The organism is Methanomethylovorans hollandica DSM 15978, from assembly GCF_000328665.1.
GTDB lineage: Archaea > Halobacteriota > Methanosarcinia > Methanosarcinales > Methanosarcinaceae > Methanomethylovorans > Methanomethylovorans hollandica.
On record NC_019977.1, the window covers coordinates 2,134,554 to 2,156,260 of the forward strand.

13 protein-coding genes are annotated in these 21,707 nt (G+C 40.6%); 9 read left to right on the forward strand and 4 right to left on the reverse strand.

Annotated features, from left to right (window positions below; all coding sequences use genetic code 11):
• Nucleotides 1–99: 99 nt before the first annotated feature.
• The 3 genes from METHO_RS10310 to METHO_RS10320 all read right to left on the reverse strand — a co-directional run bounded on the left by METHO_RS10310 (nt 100) and on the right by METHO_RS10320 (nt 3,419).
• A complete protein-coding gene (locus METHO_RS10310; protein WP_052309360.1) occupies nt 100–1,107 on the reverse strand; it encodes a ComEC/Rec2 family competence protein in 1,008 nt (335 codons plus the stop codon).
• A 167-nt stretch (nt 1,108–1,274) separates the two neighbouring features.
• Nucleotides 1,275–2,039 carry a GTPase gene (locus METHO_RS10315; RefSeq protein ID WP_015325481.1) on the reverse strand — a complete coding sequence of 255 codons (765 nt, stop codon included), beginning with the start codon at nt 2,037–2,039 and terminating at the stop codon, nt 1,275–1,277.
• Between the two features lie 69 nt (nt 2,040–2,108).
• Nucleotides 2,109–3,419, reverse strand: a complete 1,311-nt coding sequence (locus METHO_RS10320; RefSeq protein WP_015325482.1) for a hypothetical protein — start codon at nt 3,417–3,419, stop codon at nt 2,109–2,111.
• A gap of 250 nt (nt 3,420–3,669) precedes the next feature.
• Between METHO_RS10320 and METHO_RS10325 the strand changes: the two genes are divergently transcribed.
• From METHO_RS10325 to METHO_RS10350, 6 genes are all read left to right on the forward strand, one after another.
• A complete protein-coding gene (locus METHO_RS10325) occupies nt 3,670–5,994 on the forward strand; it encodes an efflux RND transporter permease subunit (RefSeq protein WP_015325483.1) in 2,325 nt (774 codons plus the stop codon).
• Nucleotides 5,991–7,100, forward strand: a complete 1,110-nt coding sequence (locus tag METHO_RS10330; protein ID WP_015325484.1) for a COG1361 S-layer family protein — start codon at nt 5,991–5,993, stop codon at nt 7,098–7,100. Before METHO_RS10325 ends, METHO_RS10330 begins: the two co-directional genes overlap by 4 nt.
• A 23-nt stretch (nt 7,101–7,123) precedes the next feature.
• Nucleotides 7,124–7,921, forward strand: a complete 798-nt coding sequence (locus METHO_RS10335; protein WP_015325485.1) for a TrmB family transcriptional regulator — start codon at nt 7,124–7,126, stop codon at nt 7,919–7,921.
• A gap of 206 nt (nt 7,922–8,127) precedes the next feature.
• Nucleotides 8,128–9,633, forward strand: a complete 1,506-nt coding sequence (locus tag METHO_RS10340; protein WP_015325486.1) for a small ribosomal subunit Rsm22 family protein — start codon at nt 8,128–8,130, stop codon at nt 9,631–9,633.
• A 136-nt stretch (nt 9,634–9,769) separates the two neighbouring features.
• Nucleotides 9,770–11,104: a COG1470 family protein gene (locus METHO_RS10345; RefSeq protein ID WP_015325487.1), complete on the forward strand. Its 1,335-nt coding sequence runs from the start codon at nt 9,770–9,772 to the stop codon at nt 11,102–11,104.
• Nucleotides 11,105–11,431: 327 nt separating this feature from the next.
• The gene (locus METHO_RS10350; protein ID WP_015325488.1) at nt 11,432–13,399 is read left to right on the forward strand and encodes a methyltransferase domain-containing protein; all 1,968 of its coding nucleotides are present in this window, start codon (nt 11,432–11,434) and stop codon (nt 13,397–13,399) included.
• A 310-nt stretch (nt 13,400–13,709) separates the two neighbouring features.
• Here the strand turns inward: METHO_RS10350 and avs4 are convergent, their stop codons facing one another.
• Nucleotides 13,710–18,416, reverse strand: coding sequence for an AVAST type 4 anti-phage nuclease Avs4 (avs4, locus tag METHO_RS10355; RefSeq protein ID WP_015325489.1), 4,707 nt, complete (start codon nt 18,414–18,416; stop codon nt 13,710–13,712).
• Nucleotides 18,417–18,847: 431 nt separating this feature from the next.
• Here avs4 and METHO_RS10360 point away from each other — a divergent pair, with 431 nt between their 5' ends.
• From METHO_RS10360 to METHO_RS10370, 3 genes are read left to right on the forward strand one after another with little or no spacing between them, the layout of a single operon-like run.
• Nucleotides 18,848–20,107, forward strand: coding sequence for a UbiD family decarboxylase (locus tag METHO_RS10360; protein ID WP_015325490.1), 1,260 nt, complete (start codon nt 18,848–18,850; stop codon nt 20,105–20,107).
• Nucleotides 20,108–20,114: 7 nt separating this feature from the next.
• Nucleotides 20,115–21,293, forward strand: coding sequence for an aconitase X (locus METHO_RS10365; protein WP_015325491.1), 1,179 nt, complete (start codon nt 20,115–20,117; stop codon nt 21,291–21,293).
• Complete coding sequence (locus METHO_RS10370) at nt 21,290–21,694, forward strand: DUF126 domain-containing protein (protein ID WP_015325492.1); 405 nt, start codon at nt 21,290–21,292, stop codon at nt 21,692–21,694. The genes METHO_RS10365 and METHO_RS10370 overlap by 4 nt, the downstream gene beginning before the upstream one ends.
• Nucleotides 21,695–21,707: the final 13 nt, after the last annotated feature.

Consider the following 21,707-nt stretch of genomic DNA (forward strand, 5'->3'; position numbering starts at 1 on the left):
AAGCACCTTTTGCCTGAATATCCTTTACGGGGTCAATGATCATGGTATAACCTTCCTTTATGCCTTCAGGCAAAAGGAGAAGTATGCATCTATGAGAATTTATTCCCTCACTTTAATAACGGGGAAATGTGAAGAAGTCCCATCCTTCATGCTGTCCTGATCTGTAGGGTTTCTTTCAGTGATCACTTCCCAGGTTAAACCATCAGTTGTGACAGTTATGGTACCGTGGTGATCTGTTCTGTAAATCGTGGATACGTTCTGCAATCTTTCGAGGATCTCAGCATGAGGATAGCCATAGTCATTATCTGTGCCCACTGAGATAATACTTATGCCAGGACTTACCTCTTCAATAAAGCTTGCTCCGGAAGCATCAGTGCTAGCATGGTGACCCACCTTGAGGATATCGGAATCCACATAATAGCCTTCATATATGATGCTGTCTTCCGTTTCAAGGCCTGCATCTCCCATGAGCAGGAACGAGACATTATTATCTATGATCCTGAGAACTATTGAATTCTCATTGATCTCTTTGGAGTGCTGTTTCTGCGGGTTCAGTACCTGGACCTGTATGCCGGGAGCAAAGTCCAGAGCTTTCCCTCTTTCTGCTACCTGGAAAGAGATGCTTTTATTTTCAATGATACCAAGCATTTCTTCGTATATCTGTGTTGTATGAGGATAGCCCGAGTCCACGAAATTACCTACAGGATATTCATTAAGGATTGTGAGAAGGCCGCCTATGTTGTCCTCATGCGGATGGGTCGCTACCACATAATCAAGGCTGGATATTCTCAGCTCCCTGAGAAATACTGAAACACTCGCACCCTTATCCCTTCCACCGGCATCTATAAGCATTGTCGCATTGGCACATTCAACGAGAATGGAGTCACCCTGCCCAACATCTATAAAGTGGATTGTCAGGTTGTCTATTTGAGTGTCAGATGATACTTGTTCATGCAAAGCATCTTGATCTACAAAAGCGTTCTCATCAAGGCCAGTAGTAGTATTATTTGGGGGCTGAACCGCAGATCCGGGCGGGCGTTCCTTTGGCTCTCCTAGCAGGACACCTAGCATCACTAGCACAATGAAAGCTATTAGTATCCATTTCAATTCCTTTTTGATTATATCCCCTCTACACAGCAGATAAAATAAGCGTTGAGACCTAATGCAGATAAAGTTTTCTTGTGAGAGGTCATGGAATATATTTTAGTGAGAGTAGATTAGAAAAATTGAGGATATGGTACAATCAATTTATATATAATTATTTGATCCATATTCTACACCAGCAGCAATCCCCGCTGCCAGTCGTTCACAATGCGTATACCTACCCGTGTATCGTCTACCTCTCCTTTCTTTTTAAGGCAGTTTGCCTGCCGGCCAATGAGTTCGAGCACATCATAAGAGTCCTGGCTCTCGATGGTCACCTTGTAGAAGGCTTCCAGGGCAGTTCTGTTCTCAGCACACATTTTCTCTATGATCTTCAAAGCCACCCCTATGGGATCCTTCAGATGAGTAGCGTCCTTTATACCAAGCATCCCCTGAATGTATTCGTCATGCTCATCAAAAGGTATCACTCCCGGGGTATCGATGAACTTGATCCGGGAACCAGCATTCACGAGCTGTACCCCTTTTGTGTGGCCTGAGATGGAAGAAGTGCTGGTTCTGTGCCTTCCTACCACGCCATTGATTACGGAAGATTTCCCGGTATTGGGATATCCAAGGCTTCCGACAAGTATGTCCCGGTCCTTAATGTTGGCGAGTTCAAGGATCCTGTGCCTTAGCATTGTTGTGCCGAACCTCTCTTTGCTGGATATGAATACAACAGGAGCAATCTTAGACAGGAGGGATTTCTTTTTCTCAAGGGTTTCCTGAGATACAAGATCACATTTGCTCATGACTATGATAAAAGGTTTCTTTGCACGTACTATTTCAGCTTCCACCTCGCTGTTCCTTGTCTCATCCGGAAAACGGGCATCTACCACTTCAAGCAGGACATCAGCCTTTCTGATGACATCCTTTACCATTACCTTGTAGCTTGCCATGGTACACGTAATGCTCCATGAGCATATAAGGATGTCAGAATAGGCCCTCGATAGAAGTCCGGTCTACAATTATTTTTCATTCCCGGAGGCAGAAAAGGTGTCTATTCTTCTTGCAAGCCTATAGGAAATATCCGACAGATAAGCAGTACCCCATGCAGCCACAACAAGTGCACCAAGCAGATCAAAGAACATATCACGCATCGTATCATCAATCCCGTGCTGTGTTAAAAACGCATCCATCTCAAACTTAGCTACCATCTCATCTGTAAGGAATTCGAGGATCTCCCATATTACACCTGCTGCGAGGATGAAAAGAAGGATGAATACAAACATGAATTTGGGAGGTATGTATAACTCATCAGTGTAGATATCAATGGCCCTTATCACCACATATCCTGCAGCTGCAATTACACTTGCAGAAAGTGCATGGGTCAGGTTGTCCCATCTTGCTACTGTTTCATAGAATGACACAGTACCTAGCGTATGCAAGAAAACGGCAAGAGTGATCCACAATGCCAGGCTGGGATCGAGTGAGATATAGTATTTATGGGTAAGGACAATTGGCACAAAAGTAATGCCCAATGCTATAATTGCATTAAGTACTACATGGGTGTCCTTCAAATATATCCCAACGAACATCATTATCAACAGACATGCCTGCATGACCCTTGTTGCAAGCTCTAGTTTTTTTTTCGATATACCAAGCAATTTACGGATAGGTTCAGGTGGTCTAGCTGATGTGTATGCGGGAACGTCCCGTTCATCCTTTGAGGGAAATCTAACTATACTGGGAATAGATCCTCCTCTGGATCTAAAGTACCATCCAAAGATAAGACCTGCGACAATACCTGCAACTGTAGCATACATGAACTCATACATTACCGCAGTGTTGACAGCTTCCTTGGACCTGCCATCTAGAATGAAACTTGTTCCAATATTTGTGTCCAGTAACCATTGCATAAGGTACCATAGACCCGATATTGCAAGAGTGGTAATGAAAACGAAAAGAATTGCAAATTTGTGATTCATTTTCACAGAAGTGAACCAGTTGATCTCTGCAGCTAACAGCAGTGCAATAGTTGCTACTGAGATATAATGAAGTATACTGCTGGAAAAAAACTGATAATCTATTGCATTTCCAACTATTGGTAATGCAACTAACATTAAAAGATACCATGGTGGCATGATTGACAAATTCTTAAAGAACAATGCTGGAAGGAGTATTATACAGATAGCGAATGAACTAAGGATACCCCATGTATATCTGCCATCCATAAAATCCATGAAGGTCAGAAAAACCAGGCCCGATAGGATCATCCAGGATAAGATCGCATTTCTAGAGGTATTTAAAAGAAGTTTGCTAAGCTTATCTCTGTCCATATTACATCACTTAAATGTCAGGTCTAAACTTTATTGTGTAGTAGATAATGTTATAAGAATATATAAGTCTGTCAGAGTGCGGATTATCGAACTTCAGATCAATTATATTTCTCCGGTCTTTGTGCCGTGCACTTTTAACATCTTTTGAGATCAAGTTTTCTCACATATAATAGTAGACTCATTATATTAATTAATGGTTGATAATAGCAAATTATATATTCATTTAGTATTGTACTACTAACAGCATATCATGTCTGTAAAACAAATATTTGAGAAAATTGGGGAATTTGTAGAAAAATCACCCAAAAAAATACTTGCGACAGCCATTATCTTGATGCTATTGTCATTCATAGGTGCAGGCCTGATAGAACAGAGAAGCGGTACAGATACATTTGTTAAAAAGAATTCTGAGACATACCAGAACTATGACCATCTATACAAACAAAACTTTGGTAGTGAGGTCATAGTTGTACTTGTGGAATCTGATGATGTAAGAGAGTCCGAAGTGTTGGAGGCCATTAACAGCTTTGACAGGATAATTGAGCAAGACAAGGATGTAGAGAATGTAGTCAGTATGGCATCGCTCATCAAAAGTGCATCCTATTCTGCAACAGGCCGTTCAGAGATTCCTGATGATAACACCATCCTGACATTGATCGACCAATTGCCATCTGCTTACGTTGAGCAGTTCATGCCAGACACCACACATACGCTCATAATGATCCAGATGCCTGGCAGTATAAATGAAGATAACAAGAAAAGGGTCCTTGCTCAAGTAGAAAAAACAGTAGAGATAGTTGACTTTCCAGCAGGTACCACTGCTGTGGCCACTGGTGAGCCGGCATACATAATAGCGATGTCAGAAGAAATGACCTCCAGTCTTGGAAGCATGTTGTTCCTTGCTTTCGTTCTGATGATAATAGGGCTTAAGATAGTTTTCAGACATGTTAGATGGTCCTTGCTTCCAATACCGGTTATCCTTGTGGGCTTGATTTATACATTTGGAGCCATGGGTTTGCTGAGCATTCCCATGACTATGGCATCAATGGCAGTATTTCCAATCCTTATCGGACTGGGAGCAGATTATGCGATCCAGTTCCAGAGTAGGATCGAAGAGGAGCTCGCAAAGGGAGAGTCTGCCGAAGAGGCAATAATCGATACGATAAAACACACGGGGCCTGCAGTAGCTATTGCGGTCACGGCAACATCTTTAGGTTTTATAGCGCTGTTCATTTCTCCTGTTCCCATGATACAGGACTTTGGAAAGATGAGTCTTGTAGGAGTGATCCTGTGTTACCTTGTTGCAATGTTCGTGTTGGTCGCTCTACTATACAGGCTCGATAGAAGATCATTGGAAAAAGAAGCAGAAAAGAACTTGAAAAAAGAACTTAATGGAAATAAAACAACCGCAGAGCCAACAACAGAGCATAACTCACCTCTTGGGACATTCCTTGCAAGAGTTTCTCTGCTGACAACAAAACACTATATGATCGTCATCGTACTAGCATCTATTTTTGCAATTGCGGGACTATATGCAGATGAACATGTCGGAGTACAGACAGACACAAAGGACTTTGTGCCTCAGGACATGCAGGCACTTCAGGACCTTAACAAGCTTAACAGGGTCATGGGGGGTAGCGACCAACTAAGTATAATAATCAGGGCAGACGACATAATGGACCCGGACCTGCTACAATGGATGGTCGATTTCAGTGAACTGGAAGAGGAACGCCACAACCAGATAACAGGCTCTGGCAGCATTGGTTCATTAATATACTCTGGCTATGGCTCAATACCTTCTGATAAGGACACAGTAATTTCTATAACAGACAGTATGTCTTCTGTCATTACTGACCAGTACATTGAAGGCGGGAACCTTGGTGTTCTTAACCTTAAACTTGAGAGCAATCTGCAAACACAACAGGTATCTAATATCATTGAGGCAGTTGAAAATGATCTGCAGTGGTATGCTCCTCCGCCTGGGGTCACAGTCACTGTCACGGGCAATAAAGTAACAGAAACTTCCATTATAGGTGCCCTTACATCAGGCAGGACTGCCATGGGTTACCTGGGAATGGCTATTATCTTTATAGGCATGTTACTGATCTACAGGGACTGGATGAAATCCCTGGCAACAATACTGCCTATAGTGATGGTCACGGGATGGCTCGGCGGAGTGATGTACCTGTCGGGTATGGAATACAATCCGCTTACAGCCACACTCGGTGCTCTTGCAATAGGGATAGGGGCAGAGTTCACTATCCTTATGCTGGAACGTTATTTTGAAGAACGTGACAGGGGACTGGAGCCACTTGATGCCATGGAGACGGCTGCACTTAGAATAGGACCAGCGATCCTTGCATCAGGTTTTACTGTGATATTCGGTTTTTCAGCTCTTGTAGCATCATCATTCCCAATGCTGCGTGGTTTTGGGATCGTTACGGTGATAGCTGTAGCTTTTTCATTATTCAGCACCATTGTCGTCCTGCCACCTATTATGGTTAACCTAGACAGGTGGAGATCAGGACGCAAAGCATCAAAAAAATATATAGAAGATAATAAGGTGAATATATGATCACTCTTAAAAATTTAAAGTTTATTTCGATCGCAATTCTATTACTCAGTAGTATGCAGTTTGCATCTGCGGGTATAGACGAGAATGTTGTCGCTGAAATTGCAAGCGATTACTATGATGTGTACGGATCTCCTAATCTGATAGCAAACCTCGCTTGTGATGAAGTGTTTGAGAGAGGAGAAAAAGGCATCCTTTATGTGAATATACTGAACAATGGGCAGATCACAGGATTTGAAGCCAATGAGGATGAGATAGAAGATGATATAGATGAGTACGGTGAAACACTCACCCGCACTTATATGTCAAGCGAACTTCTGTCAGACCGGGCGATAACAACAGCAGATTCTATGACAGCAACACTTTCACTTGTTGACCCCGATGCTCCCATAAAGATAGAACAGGATACTTTACTCCTGGGTTCACTGAACGCCGGCAAATCCCTATCTACACCCGCCGAATTCCCTATAGAAATATACGACAATGCAAAAGCTGGCACTTACGATCTGCAGCTTTATATTGCATACAGGTCCCAGAAGGATTCTGCGGTAACACCTCCTTACGGTGATACCAACTACTGGTATGAGGATATGAACCAGACAATGATCCTTCAAGTAGTCGTTGAAGAAGAACCGTATTTCAGGATAGATAATGTTGAATCTGATCTGCGGGCTGGCGATGAAAAAACCATCAATGTAACATATACCAATACAGGAGAGCAGATAGCACGTGAATGTATTGCAAGGATAAGTGTTGTAGATCCTTTCACAACCACAGACGATCAGGCATATCTGGGAGACATGCATCCCGGCGAGTCAAGGACCGCAATATTCGATCTCAATGTGGCAAAAGATGCGACCGTAAAGGAGTATTCAATAAGCAGTGAGATAAAATATAAGGACGAACAAGATAAAAGCCAATATTCGGATAATCTTAAATTACCTGTGTATGTTGGTCCTGCAGAATCCCTTAATGCCTCTGTTGCAGTTGGACTTGTGCTTCTTGTAGGTATCATCGGTACTCCGGTATATATGATCTCCAGGAAGAGGAAGCAGAATAATTACAAGAAATATCTGGATAACAAAGAAACAAAGGCAAATGACAAATAAAAGTATCCTGTGAAAGTATTATTATGAACAACTTGATAGAATCACTTCAACAACTAGGTCTGACAACCTACGAAGCTAAAGTGCTCATAGCACTTACACGCTATGGTAGCGGAACTGTGGCGGATATCCATGCATTATCGGGTATCCCCCGCTCTGCCGTGTACGGGGTGATCACCAAACTTGACGATAAAGGAATTATCGAGACACAGCATACCAAACCCATGCGTTACAGAACACTATTTCCGAACCAGATCATTGACAGGCTGAAAGTGAATTATGAAAATGCTGTTGAAACATCTCTTGAGCAACTTGAGAAGATTTATCATGCACCTGATACCTTAGTAGAGGAAGATGGAGTATGGAACATCAGTGGTGTGAAGAACGTTACTGATAAGATAGTCCAGATGCTGGACTCGGCTAAAGAAGAAATAATACTTGCATTAACCTATCCTTCTTTGGACAAGGCCACCGAAACATATCCTGTCATGGAGATCATCACAACAAAACTTCAGGAAAAGATAGATAAGGGTCTTAAAGTAAAGATCACTATCAATGAACAGCAGGCAAGATGTGGTCAGCAGACAGGTAAAAATCCTATTTGTGGTGCAGAGGTAAGAGTCTATTCCACAGAAGACAGCGCTCATCCTTTGAAGGGGGGAATTATTGTGATCGATGATAAAGAACTTCTTATCGTCACAGTTAAAGATGATCCTACTCCCCCTAACCTTACTGCCACATGGTACAACGGAAAGGAACAGGTTTCAATTTTCAGGCATTTTATAGAGGTAGAATGGAATGCATCCAGACCTCTGGAACGCTGAGGAAATGCCATATTTTGAACATTCCTATCCCATTGAACTCACATTGTGTGCCTTCTTTCATCCCTTTAAATATCTATTCACTGAAAACATAAGGAGACCATTATATTAGACCGCAGATCTAATGAGGTTATTTGCTGTCCTCTTTGTATTGGATATATTTTTTGGAATCAGTACATTTATGAGCCTTCCCGCCGTCCCTACTATTAATGAAGGATAGTGAAAAGGAAATTATTTCCACTCTTAAGTATGTCTGCCACATGAAACATGAGTTCATGCTGTCGGAGATAAAGAATTACATTACAAGTGACATGTCCGTAGAACAGATCTATGATATTATTAAGCCATTTCTGTACGAGCTGGACATTGATGCCATTCCGGAAGGTGCTGATTTCAGAATGAGGCTGTCTCCTCCTGCAACAGTGATGCAACTTACCGAGGAAGAAGTAAAGAAAACTGAGATTTTCTTAAGGTCTGCAGTGGTGTCGGCAAAACTGCAAACAGTTATCGAGCAATACATCAGCAAAAAGACCGCAAAGCAGTGGGATGATCCGGTCGTTCTGGACAGGATCAGAAAAGCAGTCGTAGGTCAGAAGAACGCTTATTGGAGAGAAGGCAGTTCCAGGAAGATCTCTTATGAAAAAGGCTACAATGTGCTGGGATACCTTGCTTATCACTTCCCGGTGTATTTTGTGCAGTTCCAGCATATGTTATATGACATGGCTCAGGCCGGTATTCTCAAAACACGCATGAAGATCCTTGATGTGGGCACAGGTCCGGGCACAGTGCCTCTGGCTATTGCCGATTTCTACAAAAGGCTGGAAGGTCGCAAGGCCGACATCTACTGTGTGGAACTGTACGATGAGAATATCGAGGCTTTCAACTCCCTTGTTCCAAACTATGCTTCGGATTCCATAAATCTGCACGAGCCTGTAAGATCAGATATACGTAAAATAAAGCCAGAAAGTCTGCCTGAGAATATCGACCTTATGGTGTTCTCGAATGTGCTCAATGAGATAAAAGATATTACCATAGAGCAAAAAGCGGACATCGTGCTAAAAATGGCTCAAAGACTGGCATCTGATGGCAGTATACTTGTAATAGAGCCCGCAGACAGAGCAAACTCAGTGGAGCTACGCAGGCTGAGCATTGCGCTCAAGGAAGCTGGTCTTGGCATATATGCCCCATGTTCCTTCATATGGGGTGCAGGCTGCAGCCTTGAAGAATGCTGGAGCTTCGGGCAAAAGCAGGACATCAATCCAACACTCCTGATGCGCAAACTTGCAGAGTGTGATGAGCCGTACCGTTATATCAATACTGACATTAAGTACTCTTATTTTATAGTAAGAAAGGATGGCCTAACCAAAGAGTGCTACAGAGTCGCGCCCAAAGCAAAGTTTGCACGTTTCTCCAAAATGAGTACGCACAAAGATAAGCGTATCAATGTAGTATGTTCCCTAATGTCAGGTGATCTGGGTGATGAAAAGTACAGCCTTTACAAAATGTGCGACGGCACTTCCAGAAAAGCAGTCTATGCAGTAATTCCATGGCATAATGTGACTGAGGACAATAGTCTTATTAAACGGGCAGATTACGGAGAGATACTGGAGCTTTATGATGTACTCGTGAACTATAATAAGGAGAAGGATGCCTATAATCTTCTTCTTAGCAAAGGAAGTACAGTTTACCGGGCAGGTGATGAAAGAGACGATTAATGGTCTTTTTCTCTTATTTGATCTCACCGGGTGCTTTATTTACTAGCCGATAACTACGAATTGATTTGAAGTTTAAGAAGTTCTTTAATATGTGCACACCCATATTATGAATTGTCAGTTCAGGAGGGTGAAATTCATGAGCAGATCACAATTCATAATATACGCATCATTAACTGTGCTTTTTGTATATATGGCAGTAGCAACAGTATTTGCAGGCAACACGGCAGTTTCCGAGCCTTCGATGGCGATTACAGATAAGGTAATATCTTCTACGGTAGGTGGCGTGATCTCCAATACAGGGACGATCACTGAAATGGATACGATCAGCGTTGATCCCAGCTACTATAATACGATGTTGCAGCCCGGAACCAGTGAGAACTTCACCGTTACCGTGACCAACATGGAAGATGCTGCGATCACAGTTAATCCGACAATGGTTATCACACCATATACTTACAGTTTCATGGACGAGAGCTGGATCACAATAACTCCTGCACAGGAAGTTCTAGAGGCAGGAGAAAAGGCACAGTTCGGAATAAAGATATCTGTCCCTGAGGATGCTAAAGTAGGGAACTATGCTGCAACGCTGACCTTTATGGAAAATGTGCCTGAAGGAGATATACTGTACCAGGGATTCCCGGGCACTGTACAGTTAAACGTAGATGTCTGGATACCCCCTAAGGTGGAGATCCTCACAACGTACGTATACGACAGGGTTGAAGCAGGTAAAGTATACGACTATGAGATCATGCTCAGGAATACCGGTGATTCCGAAGTAACTATTGATCCGAAGCTTGTGGAGAACATGTACTACCCCTACCCCATGAGCGCAGAAGCACGCCCGATGGCAATGGATTCTGCAGTATCTATGCCATATTATGGCGGATATGAGCAGGCCTTTGGAAAAGATGCGATCACCATAACTGGTCCTTCAACCATAAAGCCTGGAGAAACAGTTGTTGTAAAGGTACAGGTTAAGGTACCTGCTGATGCAAAAGGAGATTTCTCCGGCAGCATAGATCTGAACATAGATGATCCGGGTATCCAGGATTATGAAGAGATGGTACACCTCAGCTTCCATGTGGCAGTGCAGCCTGAAAAGCCCTATGAGATCCCCTTTAAGGTAAATGACAATGGAACCGTCACTATTGAGCTAAGATCATATATATATGATGTGTATCCTTCAAACAGCATTGCAGATCCATCCTTTGAAGTAAAGCTCACAGATCCAGATGGCAAGGAGGGCAAAGCTGTGCAGAAAGCTGTGCAATATGCAGGTTCAGTCACAATGGGAAATGTTCCCTATCCGGTATTCAAGGTATCCGGGAATAATTCAGAATATCAGGAATACTCAAAGAGCTATGTGGAAACATATACATTAAAGGCATCTGCAGGCCAATGGACACTGTCAGTAATGCCACATAACACGGAGAACTTTGAGTACTCCATAAGTGCCGAACCTTCCCAATGAAACGAGGTGAAGTTGCCAGCCTGACGGGAACTAGAGGGGAAGCTGGCACCTCACACCTTTTTTACTTCTATTGATATGGATGTTATCAATTAACAATAGGCCAGAGGGTTTTTGATCTATATTAAAACCGACCAGAAAGCTTCCAGGCACTTATTTTTGATCTCCTGCTATCTTTAGCTGCATTACGGCATCAGAAATACCCCATAGATCATCACATCATGGAAGTATTACGTTTAAAATATTAGCACTTCATTTTTATTCTATTAATTACATTAAATTAACTTGTGGACATTCCAGTCCATTTCCAAATCCGGAAGGTCAAGTCAGATGAATATAAATACTTTGGTAGATCCCCAGAAGAAGTGTGCGCCAAAGCCCAAAAGTCTTGGGCCTGTATCCAGTCTTGAAGAACATGTGAACCCTGACTGGTGGAAGAAGATATTCAATTCCCTCTATCTGAAGACAGATGCTGATGTAGTAGGTGATTCCGAGATAACCAGGGAAGAGATCGATATGTTCCTATCCGTTCTGAACCTTGCGCAGGAGAGTAAGATCCTGGACCTGTGTTGCGGACAGGGACGCCACTCCATGGAAGTATCAAGAAGAGGGTTCAAGAACGTGGAAGGACTGGACAGATCTCATTACCTTATTCAGAAAGCAAAAAGCGTTGCTAAAAGAGAAGGCCTGAATGTTCGTTTCAGGGAAGGGGATGCACGTAAAACACCCTATTCGACTGATAATTTTGATGCTGTGTTCCTGCTGGGGAACAGTTTTGGTTACTTTGAGACATCCGAAGAGGATCTGAGGGTGCTGAATGAAGTAAAAAGAGTGCTTAAACCCTGGGGAAAAGTCCTGCTGGACGTGACTGATGGCTCTTACCTGAAATCAAATTATCAGCCCAGGTCCTGGGAATGGATTGATAAGCACAACTTCGTGTGCAGGGAACGTTCTCTATCTCTCGATGATCAGAAACTGATCTCCAGGGAGGTAATAGTCAATGATGAACAGGGTGTCATTGCCGATCAGTTCTATGCTGAAAGGCTGTACACACAAGAGTCACTTCAGGAGCTCCTCAAAAAGGCTGGTTTCAGTGATGTTGAGGTCGTAAACTCCATTGGATCTAACAGTAAGAGGAACCAGGACCTTGGCATGATGGAGAAGCGCATAATAATCACTGCTAACCTGCGCAAGGAATGGACAGAACCTAAAAAGAAGGTCCATGCAATACAAAAGGATGTAGTGGTAGTATTCGGTGATCCGTCCAAGAGAGATTCTCTGAAGCCATGCGGTGTTTTTGATGATGATGATCTGTATACCATTGACCAATTAAAAGGTGCTCTTAAGGAAAGAGGAGAATATTCTTTCAAGTTCCTGGATAACCATGACACCCTGATACAGGATCTGCAACGCCTTAAGGGAAAAGTGGATTTCATTTTCAACCTTTGTGATGAAGGTTATTCTAACGATCCACTGAAAGAACTGCATGTGCCGGCTTTGCTTGAGATTCTGGGTATACCTTATACCGGATCAGGTCCTCAATGTCTTGCTTTCTGTTATGATAAAGCTCTGGTAAGGGGTATTGCTAAGGATCTTGGCGTGCCTGTTTCCGAAGGTATAGTCATTAAGGCGGAGGATGTTCTGTTCGAAGTGCCTATGCAGTTCCCTGTAATAGTCAAACCCAACTTCGGGGATTCAAGTTTCGGACTCAATCAGCACAGTGTATGCCATAACCGTGATGAGGTTGTAAGGGCTATCTATGACATAAGAGAGGGTCTGGGCTATGATAAGCCCATCCTTGTTGAAGAGTTCCTCACAGGAAAGGATCTGAGCATAGGCATCATAGGAAATCCTCCGGAGAACTATACGGTTTTACCCATTATAGAGGAGGACTATTCTGAACTTCCTTCCGAATTACCCAGGATGTGCGGTTATGAGGCAAAATGGATCCCTGATTCCCCATACTGGAAGATCCATTCCATTGCAGCTGAAATTCCAAAGGATGTTGAAGAGTTCATACTGGAATGCAGCTTAAAGATGATAACAAGGCTCGAGTGCAGGGATTACACGCGTCTGGACTGGCGTATGGATGCAGCCGGCAACCCAAAGCTACTGGAAGTAAATCCCAATCCCGGATGGTGCTGGGACGGACACCTGGCTAAAATGGCGGCCTTGGCAGGCATCTCCTATCCGGAAATGATCGCCAGCATCCTCAAAAGCACAGATGAGAGGATAACCGGGGCAGAACCGGTCAAGAGTTCGGGACCAGTTCCTGAATTTAAATTTGAGCTCTGTTAGAAGCAGCGTAGGGAGTGAATTTTAGTATTGGCCCATGTCTTGATGATGTGGGCTTTGATTCTATTTTTGGTGATGTGCAGCATTCTATACATCAGATACTATTTCAGAATTATGATTCAGTGTATCGATTCCTAATTCTATGATAAGAACGGAACCCGAATATTCTGTAGACATTGACACGAAAGATGCTTATTAATTGCACAAATTGTACATAGAACAATTCCATCATTAAAAACAATTGAATCACTGCCTTAATCGTAATTGTAATTTTAATATAAATTTTTGTAGAAAGTGTTTCGATGTCAAAATACTATAGGATATCCTCCCTTACCATGTAACCAACGACAGATTCTTTCTCAATTAAAAAATTTAATACAACTAAAAGTTCTTGTTTCAATTTTACAGTTTTTCTTATATCTTCCCGATTCTTATAACTGTACTTCTTCACAATATTTTCTATATAATAAATGGTATTTGTCTCTAACTTCTCATTCCATAAATTCTGATTAGTAGTCAATATTTCAGAAATCCAAGATATGCCATTGTTAAGATAGTTACTTCCTATACCATTTAACAATTTTGAAATTGAATAAAGGGTAGAAGTACAAGGCCCTATCTTTTTTATTATATTTGCAAAGAATCGTCTATTAGCATCTGTTAGTGTTTGCCAATCTGTGTCTTTTTCGTTCCAGTAGGTTTGAGCGAAAAGATAACTTTGCACAATACTTTTTACATCCTTTTGTTTATCACCATCTTTACATAAATCAACTACTTTCTCATAAAACATATCCCATACTTTCCAGAAATTATTGTAGCTATTCAACCTATATTCTGCTACTATGAATTCTTCAAATAAGTCAGCTATAGCTTCTGAACTGCTGAAATTATCAATAAATGGCCTTAGATAAGTAGGAATATCTTGTTCAGAGGAACTCAACGTAAAATATGCTAGTTTTTTTAAAAAGGAGTGCCCAGTGTTATAATCAACTATTTTCTTGGTTCTGTTAGATAATAGTTCTTTTGCAAAAGTGGAAATAATAGACTGAGCAATTATTTTATGCTCGTTATTGTCGGTATTTAATGGGATTATCTTAAAAGCTGTTTTTAATATACGTGGATCTAATTGCTCGATATTTTTTAAATCATCAAATGATATCTTGTTCTCGATGACTTTTTTTATATCTTCTTCATTCTCTGTTAAGAACTTTTGATTCACTTCCGTATATAAGTCATGTGTATTTCTTACATATTTTCCATATCGAAGATCTTTTTTTAATGCTTCATATCTCGGTTTTAGGAGTAAATATCCGAAAAGTAAAGATTGAGCCTCTTTGAAATTTACTGACCATATACTATCGATTCCTATAATAGCGAATTCATTGAATTCTGTTCCTGCCATGCCAAAAGTTTCGTCTTTAAACATGGTTAATATCAAAATTATTTTTATTTTTATTTTATCTTCTGGAAATTTTTGAAGCAATAGAGGAAGAACAGAAAGTGTTGACTGTGTTCCATCTGATACTTGATATTTGTAATTTGGCTGTAAAGAATGACAAGCAACATTTAGAACGACCTCTTTACAAAAAATTCTATCATCTGCACTGATATCTCCAAAGTACTCTCTTAATAAAATAGAGCAAACCTCTGCAGGGATGGAATAATTAAAAAGATAGAACGTATCTTCAGGGGCTTGCTCTAAAGTATAAACTATTTCTTTAACTTCTTTCAATGCAAGCTGAGGATTATTTTCATATTGTGTATATTGTTGATGTCTTTGATCATTTTGTATTTTATATTTAGCCCATAATTTTAATCTGCCGTATTTCATTGGTTCCAAGTCATTTTCTACTGATCTGTCTATGTATTTTCTTAGTTCAGAATCGATCTCAGGGTTTAAATGAATAACAAAACCATCTTCTTTTTCTTCGATTGTAGGTTTAATTTTTCTTTTGTCCATCCTTGCTAGAAAGAGTCGCCATGTTTTATCATCTTCAGTTTCATCTTGCTTGTTTGGTAGTTTTTGATGATATTCGTCAAGAATATTCCATATAATTCTTTGTTTTCTATCTGCCTCATTTTCGCTAATATCTTTGCTCCTAAAAAGCTGATAGTTTAAAATTATATTCTCTATGGATAGCTTTCGGTGTTTATCATCACAAGCTTCTCTCCTCTCGTCTGCATATATTTCTTTTTTGTAGTCTATCCTAAATCCAGCTAAACCCAAAAGGGTATTATTATTGTATTGTTCAGAGAATAATCTTTGGGTGTCATAGAATAGTAATTGCTTAGTTTGGAATAGCGCCATTGCAACATTAAAAGTTTTATCGGGATATGCTAAAACAATGCTAGTTACTACTGCTGTAATAGAAGCTGATTTCGAGTTTTTTAGCAAAAACAATAGCAGCCTTTCTAAAGTCTGTTGATCTGTATATTTCCCAAAATCTAAGAGAAATTTCTCTAAAGCCATATGGATTGATTCAAGTAGATAAGTAGATCCTTTTGTACCTCTATAAGTGTTCCAAAGTCTATCATTAATGTATTGCTTATAAGTGCGATCATCAATTGTGACTTCTACTTCTTCAATTTTGTCTTCATATTTTGCAAAGTCCGACTTTGCATAACAGTCAACTACTTTGTTAGTAAATTTGATTATAAAAAGGATTGTTTTCTCGGGAGAACGTTTAAGTAACCAATAAATAGGTGTTTGAAATGCACTTGATGGATAGTAATTTTGATGATTTTCTTCTATACAAAAATACTTTTCAATTTCCATTATTGAATACGACTCAAATTTTTCTTTTTCAGGGATTTGGAACCAAAATAAATCTGCAAGTTTTAATATGCAATCGGGAAGTGTCTTAATAACTTCAATGTTTTCCATGCATTTAATCAAAATAGTATTTACCATATCATAATATGGATCTCCGTATCTTTTCCATTTATTATTTAATATGTTTTCAAAGATCTGATTTAATTCATATTTGATTTCGGATGCACCAGATAAAATAGTTTTGCAAAGATTTTCTTTGACATCACCATGAGAATAGTAGCTATCTTTTTGAACTAGCCATTGATAATACTTTAAAGCTATTAGACTAGATAATTTTGTGGTTTTTCCGTGCTTGAATTTGCCATTCCAATCGTATATTATGGGTAATAAAAAAGAAGTATTTTCCACTCCTATCTGATTCAAAAATTTATACGTAAATTCTATAAGACTATTCCACCCCTCACCCTTGGGTTTGGAAAATATATATTCTATTGGATACAAATTTAATTTTTTAATTCCTAATTGTGTAATGAATTCGTAATCAACTTCTTTGCAGGCAATTTTTAGTAAAAATGATATTCTTTTCAGTAGTTCTTGGTTATTCTCTAGCAATTTCTCTTCAAACAATTCAAAGAAAGTATCTGAATAATCAGAAAGTAAAATCGATATTAAAATCTCATCTTTCCAATATAATTGAATCTTTTCATCATCGATTGCTTCTTCAATGAATTGTTGAATTGATTCATCTTTTAATAATAACTTTTCTGAGACCCAATTTCTAAAACTTCTACGAATCGGAAGCTCTTCTCCAATTCGTTCAAAAAAATCTAAATTATTAGACCTTTTTAAATATGCATTTTGAATTATTCTCTCTAATGCCCATTCTTCATAAATATCTTGAGTAATGAAGTAACCTGCTGTATTATATTCTAATATTCCATCATGGTATAATTCTTCCAAAATATATGGATCACAATTTGGGGTCACAAAGAATTGAGATTCTTTAACTCTTTGCAAAGCAATATGTAAAAAGCATTGTTCCCTTGTTGACTTTGATTTTTTAATTTCTTTATTCCACAAATTGTTTCTAAAATTCAAATAACCAAGGTTTTCTTTTGTATAGTACTTTAGGTATTCTTTCAAATAGAACGAATTTTTGATAAGTTCTATTACTTTTTTATCCTCTGGAAGTATGAACCCATGCTTCTGGGATAGTTCAATTAATTTGCCTTCATCTAGAGTTTGTAGATCTATATTGTAAGGTATAATCTTATAAATTTCAATAAATTGGTAATTGAGATCTTCTAAATAGTTAGTTCTTGTAGTAAAAATAATCTTCCAATTGTTTTTTATCATGGCAGATAGACACTCTTTAAAAGGATCTGTATTTTGTAGATCCAATAATCTTTCTGCCGAATCAATGACAATAATCTTATTTTCTTCCTCTCTATGAGCTTCTATAAAATCTTGTAAATTAAAATTTGAAAATAGAACCTTTATGTTGCCTACGTTAAACTCATTAGACTTAAAAATATAGAATGGAATCTTCTTTTCTAATTCTTGGTAATATTTTTTAATGACAGCAGTTTTTCCTACTCCTCCAACTCCACTTAAGATTATTATCTGTCTTTCACTAATGTTATTTTTAATCTTTTGTAAAATGTTACTTCTGTCAATTTCTATTTTTTCAGTATCGAACTCTATATATGTTTGAATTTGAGATAGCAATGACTCTGTACTTTTTTCTTTTTCTTTTAAAAGGGTAATAATACTTCCATCTAACAAAAAGAAGTGAGATGCTATATTTTCATTGGTAGTTGTTACAAAAGGGGATTCAAAAAAGCTTGCTGTTCTCCAATCGATTTCAATACTTAAATCATTGGCTCTTTGTTCTATAGTTTTTTTTGTTTTTGGAGCATCTTGCCCTGTTCCTTTAGTCCAGTCCAGATTTGTATAAACAATAATTTTAGTAATATCGGGGTAATCTCTTTTGCTTTTGTTTAACATTTCAGTGAAATCATCGAGATGATCTTTCAAAGGAGTCTCATAAAATTTTGCTTGCCAACCGATTACCTCCCCTTCTTTATTAATAGGGTTTGTCTCAATCCCAGATTGGTTTTTGTATCGAAAAATGCCCGGAGTCTTGTCGTATTCTTGACAAAAAAGAGAATAGCATAACCACTCAAAATTTCTGTGAGGATTGTCACTAAACTTTGCTTTAAATATATTCCAATCTGGTTTAATCATGTATTTGAATTCATTCCAACATCTTATAAATAAATCGTTTTCATAGGTTCATAGTGAAAAAGTTCTAAATCGCTTTCAGAATGTAGAAATATGGCATAATATACAGATTTTTATTTAATCGGGTGATAAAGGAATCAATATGGTAAAAATAATTACTGTGTATCTAAAAGCCATGCACACAGCTTACAGATTCTGATTTCTTCTTGCTATAAGACGTTAATACATAGCTCCAATTATTATATTTGTATTTTAATCCCTCGGTGCTTCATCGTCTATAGATTTTCAATTCTTTCAACTTAGCATTCTTTGTGTCTATAATCCTCTATTTTCGGATCAGTTCTCAGAATAGAGAGGGTCTATTATCTCGCCTACCTAACCATTCTTACACGAAAAATGTATGTATCTCTCCGAGCATGTAATAACCAGATACGATGAGAGAATTTATAGAACAGCTAAGAAGCAATGGCAAGATCACGGATATCAGGCAGAGTGTTTCAAGGGAGTTCGAAGCACCCAGGATAGCGAAAAAGACACCTGGACCTGTGTTTTTCCATGATATCGAGGGAAAGAAAGCGATCATGAACCTGCTGGGTACGCGGGATGAGCTTGCAGTCATGCTCGGAGTGCCCCGGGATATGATCATTCAGAAACTTTCTGAAGTCCAGCCGAACGGGGAGGTAGTAATAGTTTCGGGGTCTCCTACAATGGAAGTTGTGGATGAGGAGGTTGACCTGTACAGCCTCCCCATTATGAAACATTTTGCAAAGGACGGAGGTCTTTACATCACTGCCGGTATCGTGGTCAGTGAGTACGAAGGCTCCATGAATGCATCCATACACCGCCTGATGGTGCTTGATAAGGATAAGCTGGCTGCAAGGCTTGTGCCTCCGAGGCATACCTATGTATTGCACAAAAAGGCTGCTTCAAAGGTAGACAAACTGCCGATAGCAATTGTCATAGGTGCCGATCCGGTAATAACGTTCGCCTCAACCACCCGTGTGCCCGTAGGAACAGAATTCCACTATGCAGCAGCTCTTAGAGGTGCTCCGGTGGAATTGTTCGCATGCAGCAATGGCGTGAAAGTTCCTCACGCTGAGATCGTACTGGAAGGTTACATCGACCCTGTGGAACGTGTGTCAGAAGGACCATTTGTTGATATCACCGGCACTTATGACGAGATACGTCCTGAACCTGTTATACACATTACAAAGATCATACACAGGAAAGATCCCATTTATCACGGCATCCTTCCGGCGGGACCGGAACACCTGCTTATGATGGGTGTGCCATACGAACCTAAAATATACAGAGCTGTGAGCGAGGTGACCACAGCGAAGAACGTGGTGCTCACAGAAGGCGGATGCTGTTATCTGCATGCAGTGGTGCAGATCGAAAAGCAGACCGAAGGTGATGGAAAGAACGCTATCATAGCAGCCTTTGCAAGCCACACAAGCCTTAAGCATGTGGTGGTAGTGGACGAGGACATCGATATCTTCGACCCGAAGGACGTGGAGTTCGCCATTGCGACCCGCGTAAAGGGCGACATGGATGTCATGATCATTACCAATGTCCGGGGAAGTTCCCTGGACCCGCGGGGCGCACCTGACGGCACAACTACAAAAATAGGTATAGATGCCACTAAAGTCCTGAAACAGGTGGAGATATTTGAAAGGGCGAAGATGCCCGAGTAGGTGGACCATGTATCTTACAACAGAAGAACAGGCAATGCTCGATGGCGAAGAAGGCGAAACACTTCGGAAGGCCATTGAGATACTGGTTTCCCTGGGCGATATTTACGGTGCTGACAGGCTAATTCCTGTCAAGAGCGCACAGATTGCCGGTGTTTCCTACAAGACCATAGGCGATGCAGGCCTGGAATGGATATCTGATCTGCATGGCAAAGTAAGGATCCCCTCCATACTCAATCCTGCGGGCATGGACCTGCAGGACTGGGAAAAAATGCGGATAGATCCGGAATTTGCACATAAACAACAGCTTATTATTGAAGCTTACGAAAAACTGGGTATCAGCTCCAAATGCACGTGTACTCCCTATTATCTGGAAGGATTCAATGCCATCTGCGCAGATCACCTTGCATGGAGCGAGTCATCCGCAGTCTCCTATGCAAATTCCGTCATCGGGGCAAGGACTAACCGTGAAGGTGGTCCATCAGCTCTCTCGGCAGCCCTTGTGGGCAAGACTGCCAACTATGGATACCATCTCGATGAGATGCGCAAACCCACAGTATCGGTTACAGTGGATTATGAACTGAAGGGCTCTGATTACGGTGCCCTTGGGTATATCGTAGGGAATATAGTGGGCAGCAGAGTGCCTTTGTTCATCCTGAAAGGCAAGCCTGACAATGAAGAGCTGAAGTCGCTGGGTGCTGCCATGGCCGCTTCCGGAGCTGTTGCCCTGTATCATGTGGAAGGCGTTACCCCTGAAGCAAGGAAGAACAAATTTGCAAGGCCCGATGAGAACATAGTCATCGAGGAAAGTCAGATAAGGGAAATATACGACAAGACAAAACCCGACATCAATGACCTGGATATCATAACAATAGGCTGTCCGCATTGTTCCCCGGCCGAACTTTCTCTGATAGCAGGATTGCTTGAAGGCACGACCGTTAGTAAGGAAGTGTGGATCTGCACTTCCAGGGAAGTTGCAAACAAGTATGCTGGAATTGTAAAGTCCATTGAGAAAAGCGGGGCAAAAGTGATCTGCGATACATGTATGGTCGTATCACCGGCAACTGAAAAATATAAGGCGATGATGGTGAATTCCGGCAAAGCCCTGGCATACGTACCCGGTATGTGTGGGGTTCCCACCCTCTTTGGTGATATCTATAAATGTATCAGGGAGGCGGTGAAGGAATGAAGGTCAAGTGCCGGACCATTTCCAGAGGCTGTGCAGAGGGGGAAGTGCTGATTACGAGTGATACCATCTCGTTTTTGGGTAACATAGATCCTAAGACCGGGAAAGTGGTGGATGGCAACCATGAACTTTTCGGGCAGTCGATCAAGGACAAGGTCTTGGTCTTCCCTCATGGGAAGGGCTCGACTGTGGGTTCATATGTAATATACCAGCTCTTCAAGAACGGCGTTGCCCCTGCAGCCATGATCAACCTGGAATCTGAGCCTATAGTTGCTGTAGGTGCTATTATTTCTGCCATACCGCTGGTTGACAGACTGGAGAAGGATCCAGGTTCCATCCTCAAGAATGGCATGTCCATAAAAGTAAATAGTAGTGAAGGGTATGTCGAAGTACCTGAAGGATAATGACCCTGAAAAT

What these genes read in the sequence shown, in the direction of transcription:
- METHO_RS10315 (WP_015325481.1), bottom strand. Translation starts at nt 2,039, where the DNA reads ATGGCAAGCTACAAGGTAATGGTAAAGGATGTCATCAGAAAGGCTGAT.
- METHO_RS10320 (WP_015325482.1), bottom strand. Translation starts at nt 3,419, where the DNA reads ATGGACAGAGATAAGCTTAGCAAACTTCTTTTAAATACCTCTAGAAAT.
- METHO_RS10325 (WP_015325483.1), top strand. Translation starts at nt 3,670, where the DNA reads ATGTCTGTAAAACAAATATTTGAGAAAATTGGGGAATTTGTAGAAAAA.
- METHO_RS10330 (WP_015325484.1), top strand. Translation starts at nt 5,991, where the DNA reads ATGATCACTCTTAAAAATTTAAAGTTTATTTCGATCGCAATTCTATTA.
- METHO_RS10335 (WP_015325485.1), top strand. Translation starts at nt 7,124, where the DNA reads ATGAACAACTTGATAGAATCACTTCAACAACTAGGTCTGACAACCTAC.
- METHO_RS10340 (WP_015325486.1), top strand. Translation starts at nt 8,128, where the DNA reads ATGAAGGATAGTGAAAAGGAAATTATTTCCACTCTTAAGTATGTCTGC.
- METHO_RS10345 (WP_015325487.1), top strand. Translation starts at nt 9,770, where the DNA reads ATGAGCAGATCACAATTCATAATATACGCATCATTAACTGTGCTTTTT.
- METHO_RS10350 (WP_015325488.1), top strand. Translation starts at nt 11,432, where the DNA reads ATGAATATAAATACTTTGGTAGATCCCCAGAAGAAGTGTGCGCCAAAG.
- avs4 (WP_015325489.1), bottom strand. Translation starts at nt 18,416, where the DNA reads ATGATTAAACCAGATTGGAATATATTTAAAGCAAAGTTTAGTGACAAT.
- METHO_RS10360 (WP_015325490.1), top strand. Translation starts at nt 18,848, where the DNA reads ATGAGAGAATTTATAGAACAGCTAAGAAGCAATGGCAAGATCACGGAT.
- METHO_RS10365 (WP_015325491.1), top strand. Translation starts at nt 20,115, where the DNA reads ATGTATCTTACAACAGAAGAACAGGCAATGCTCGATGGCGAAGAAGGC.
- METHO_RS10370 (WP_015325492.1), top strand. Translation starts at nt 21,290, where the DNA reads ATGAAGGTCAAGTGCCGGACCATTTCCAGAGGCTGTGCAGAGGGGGAA.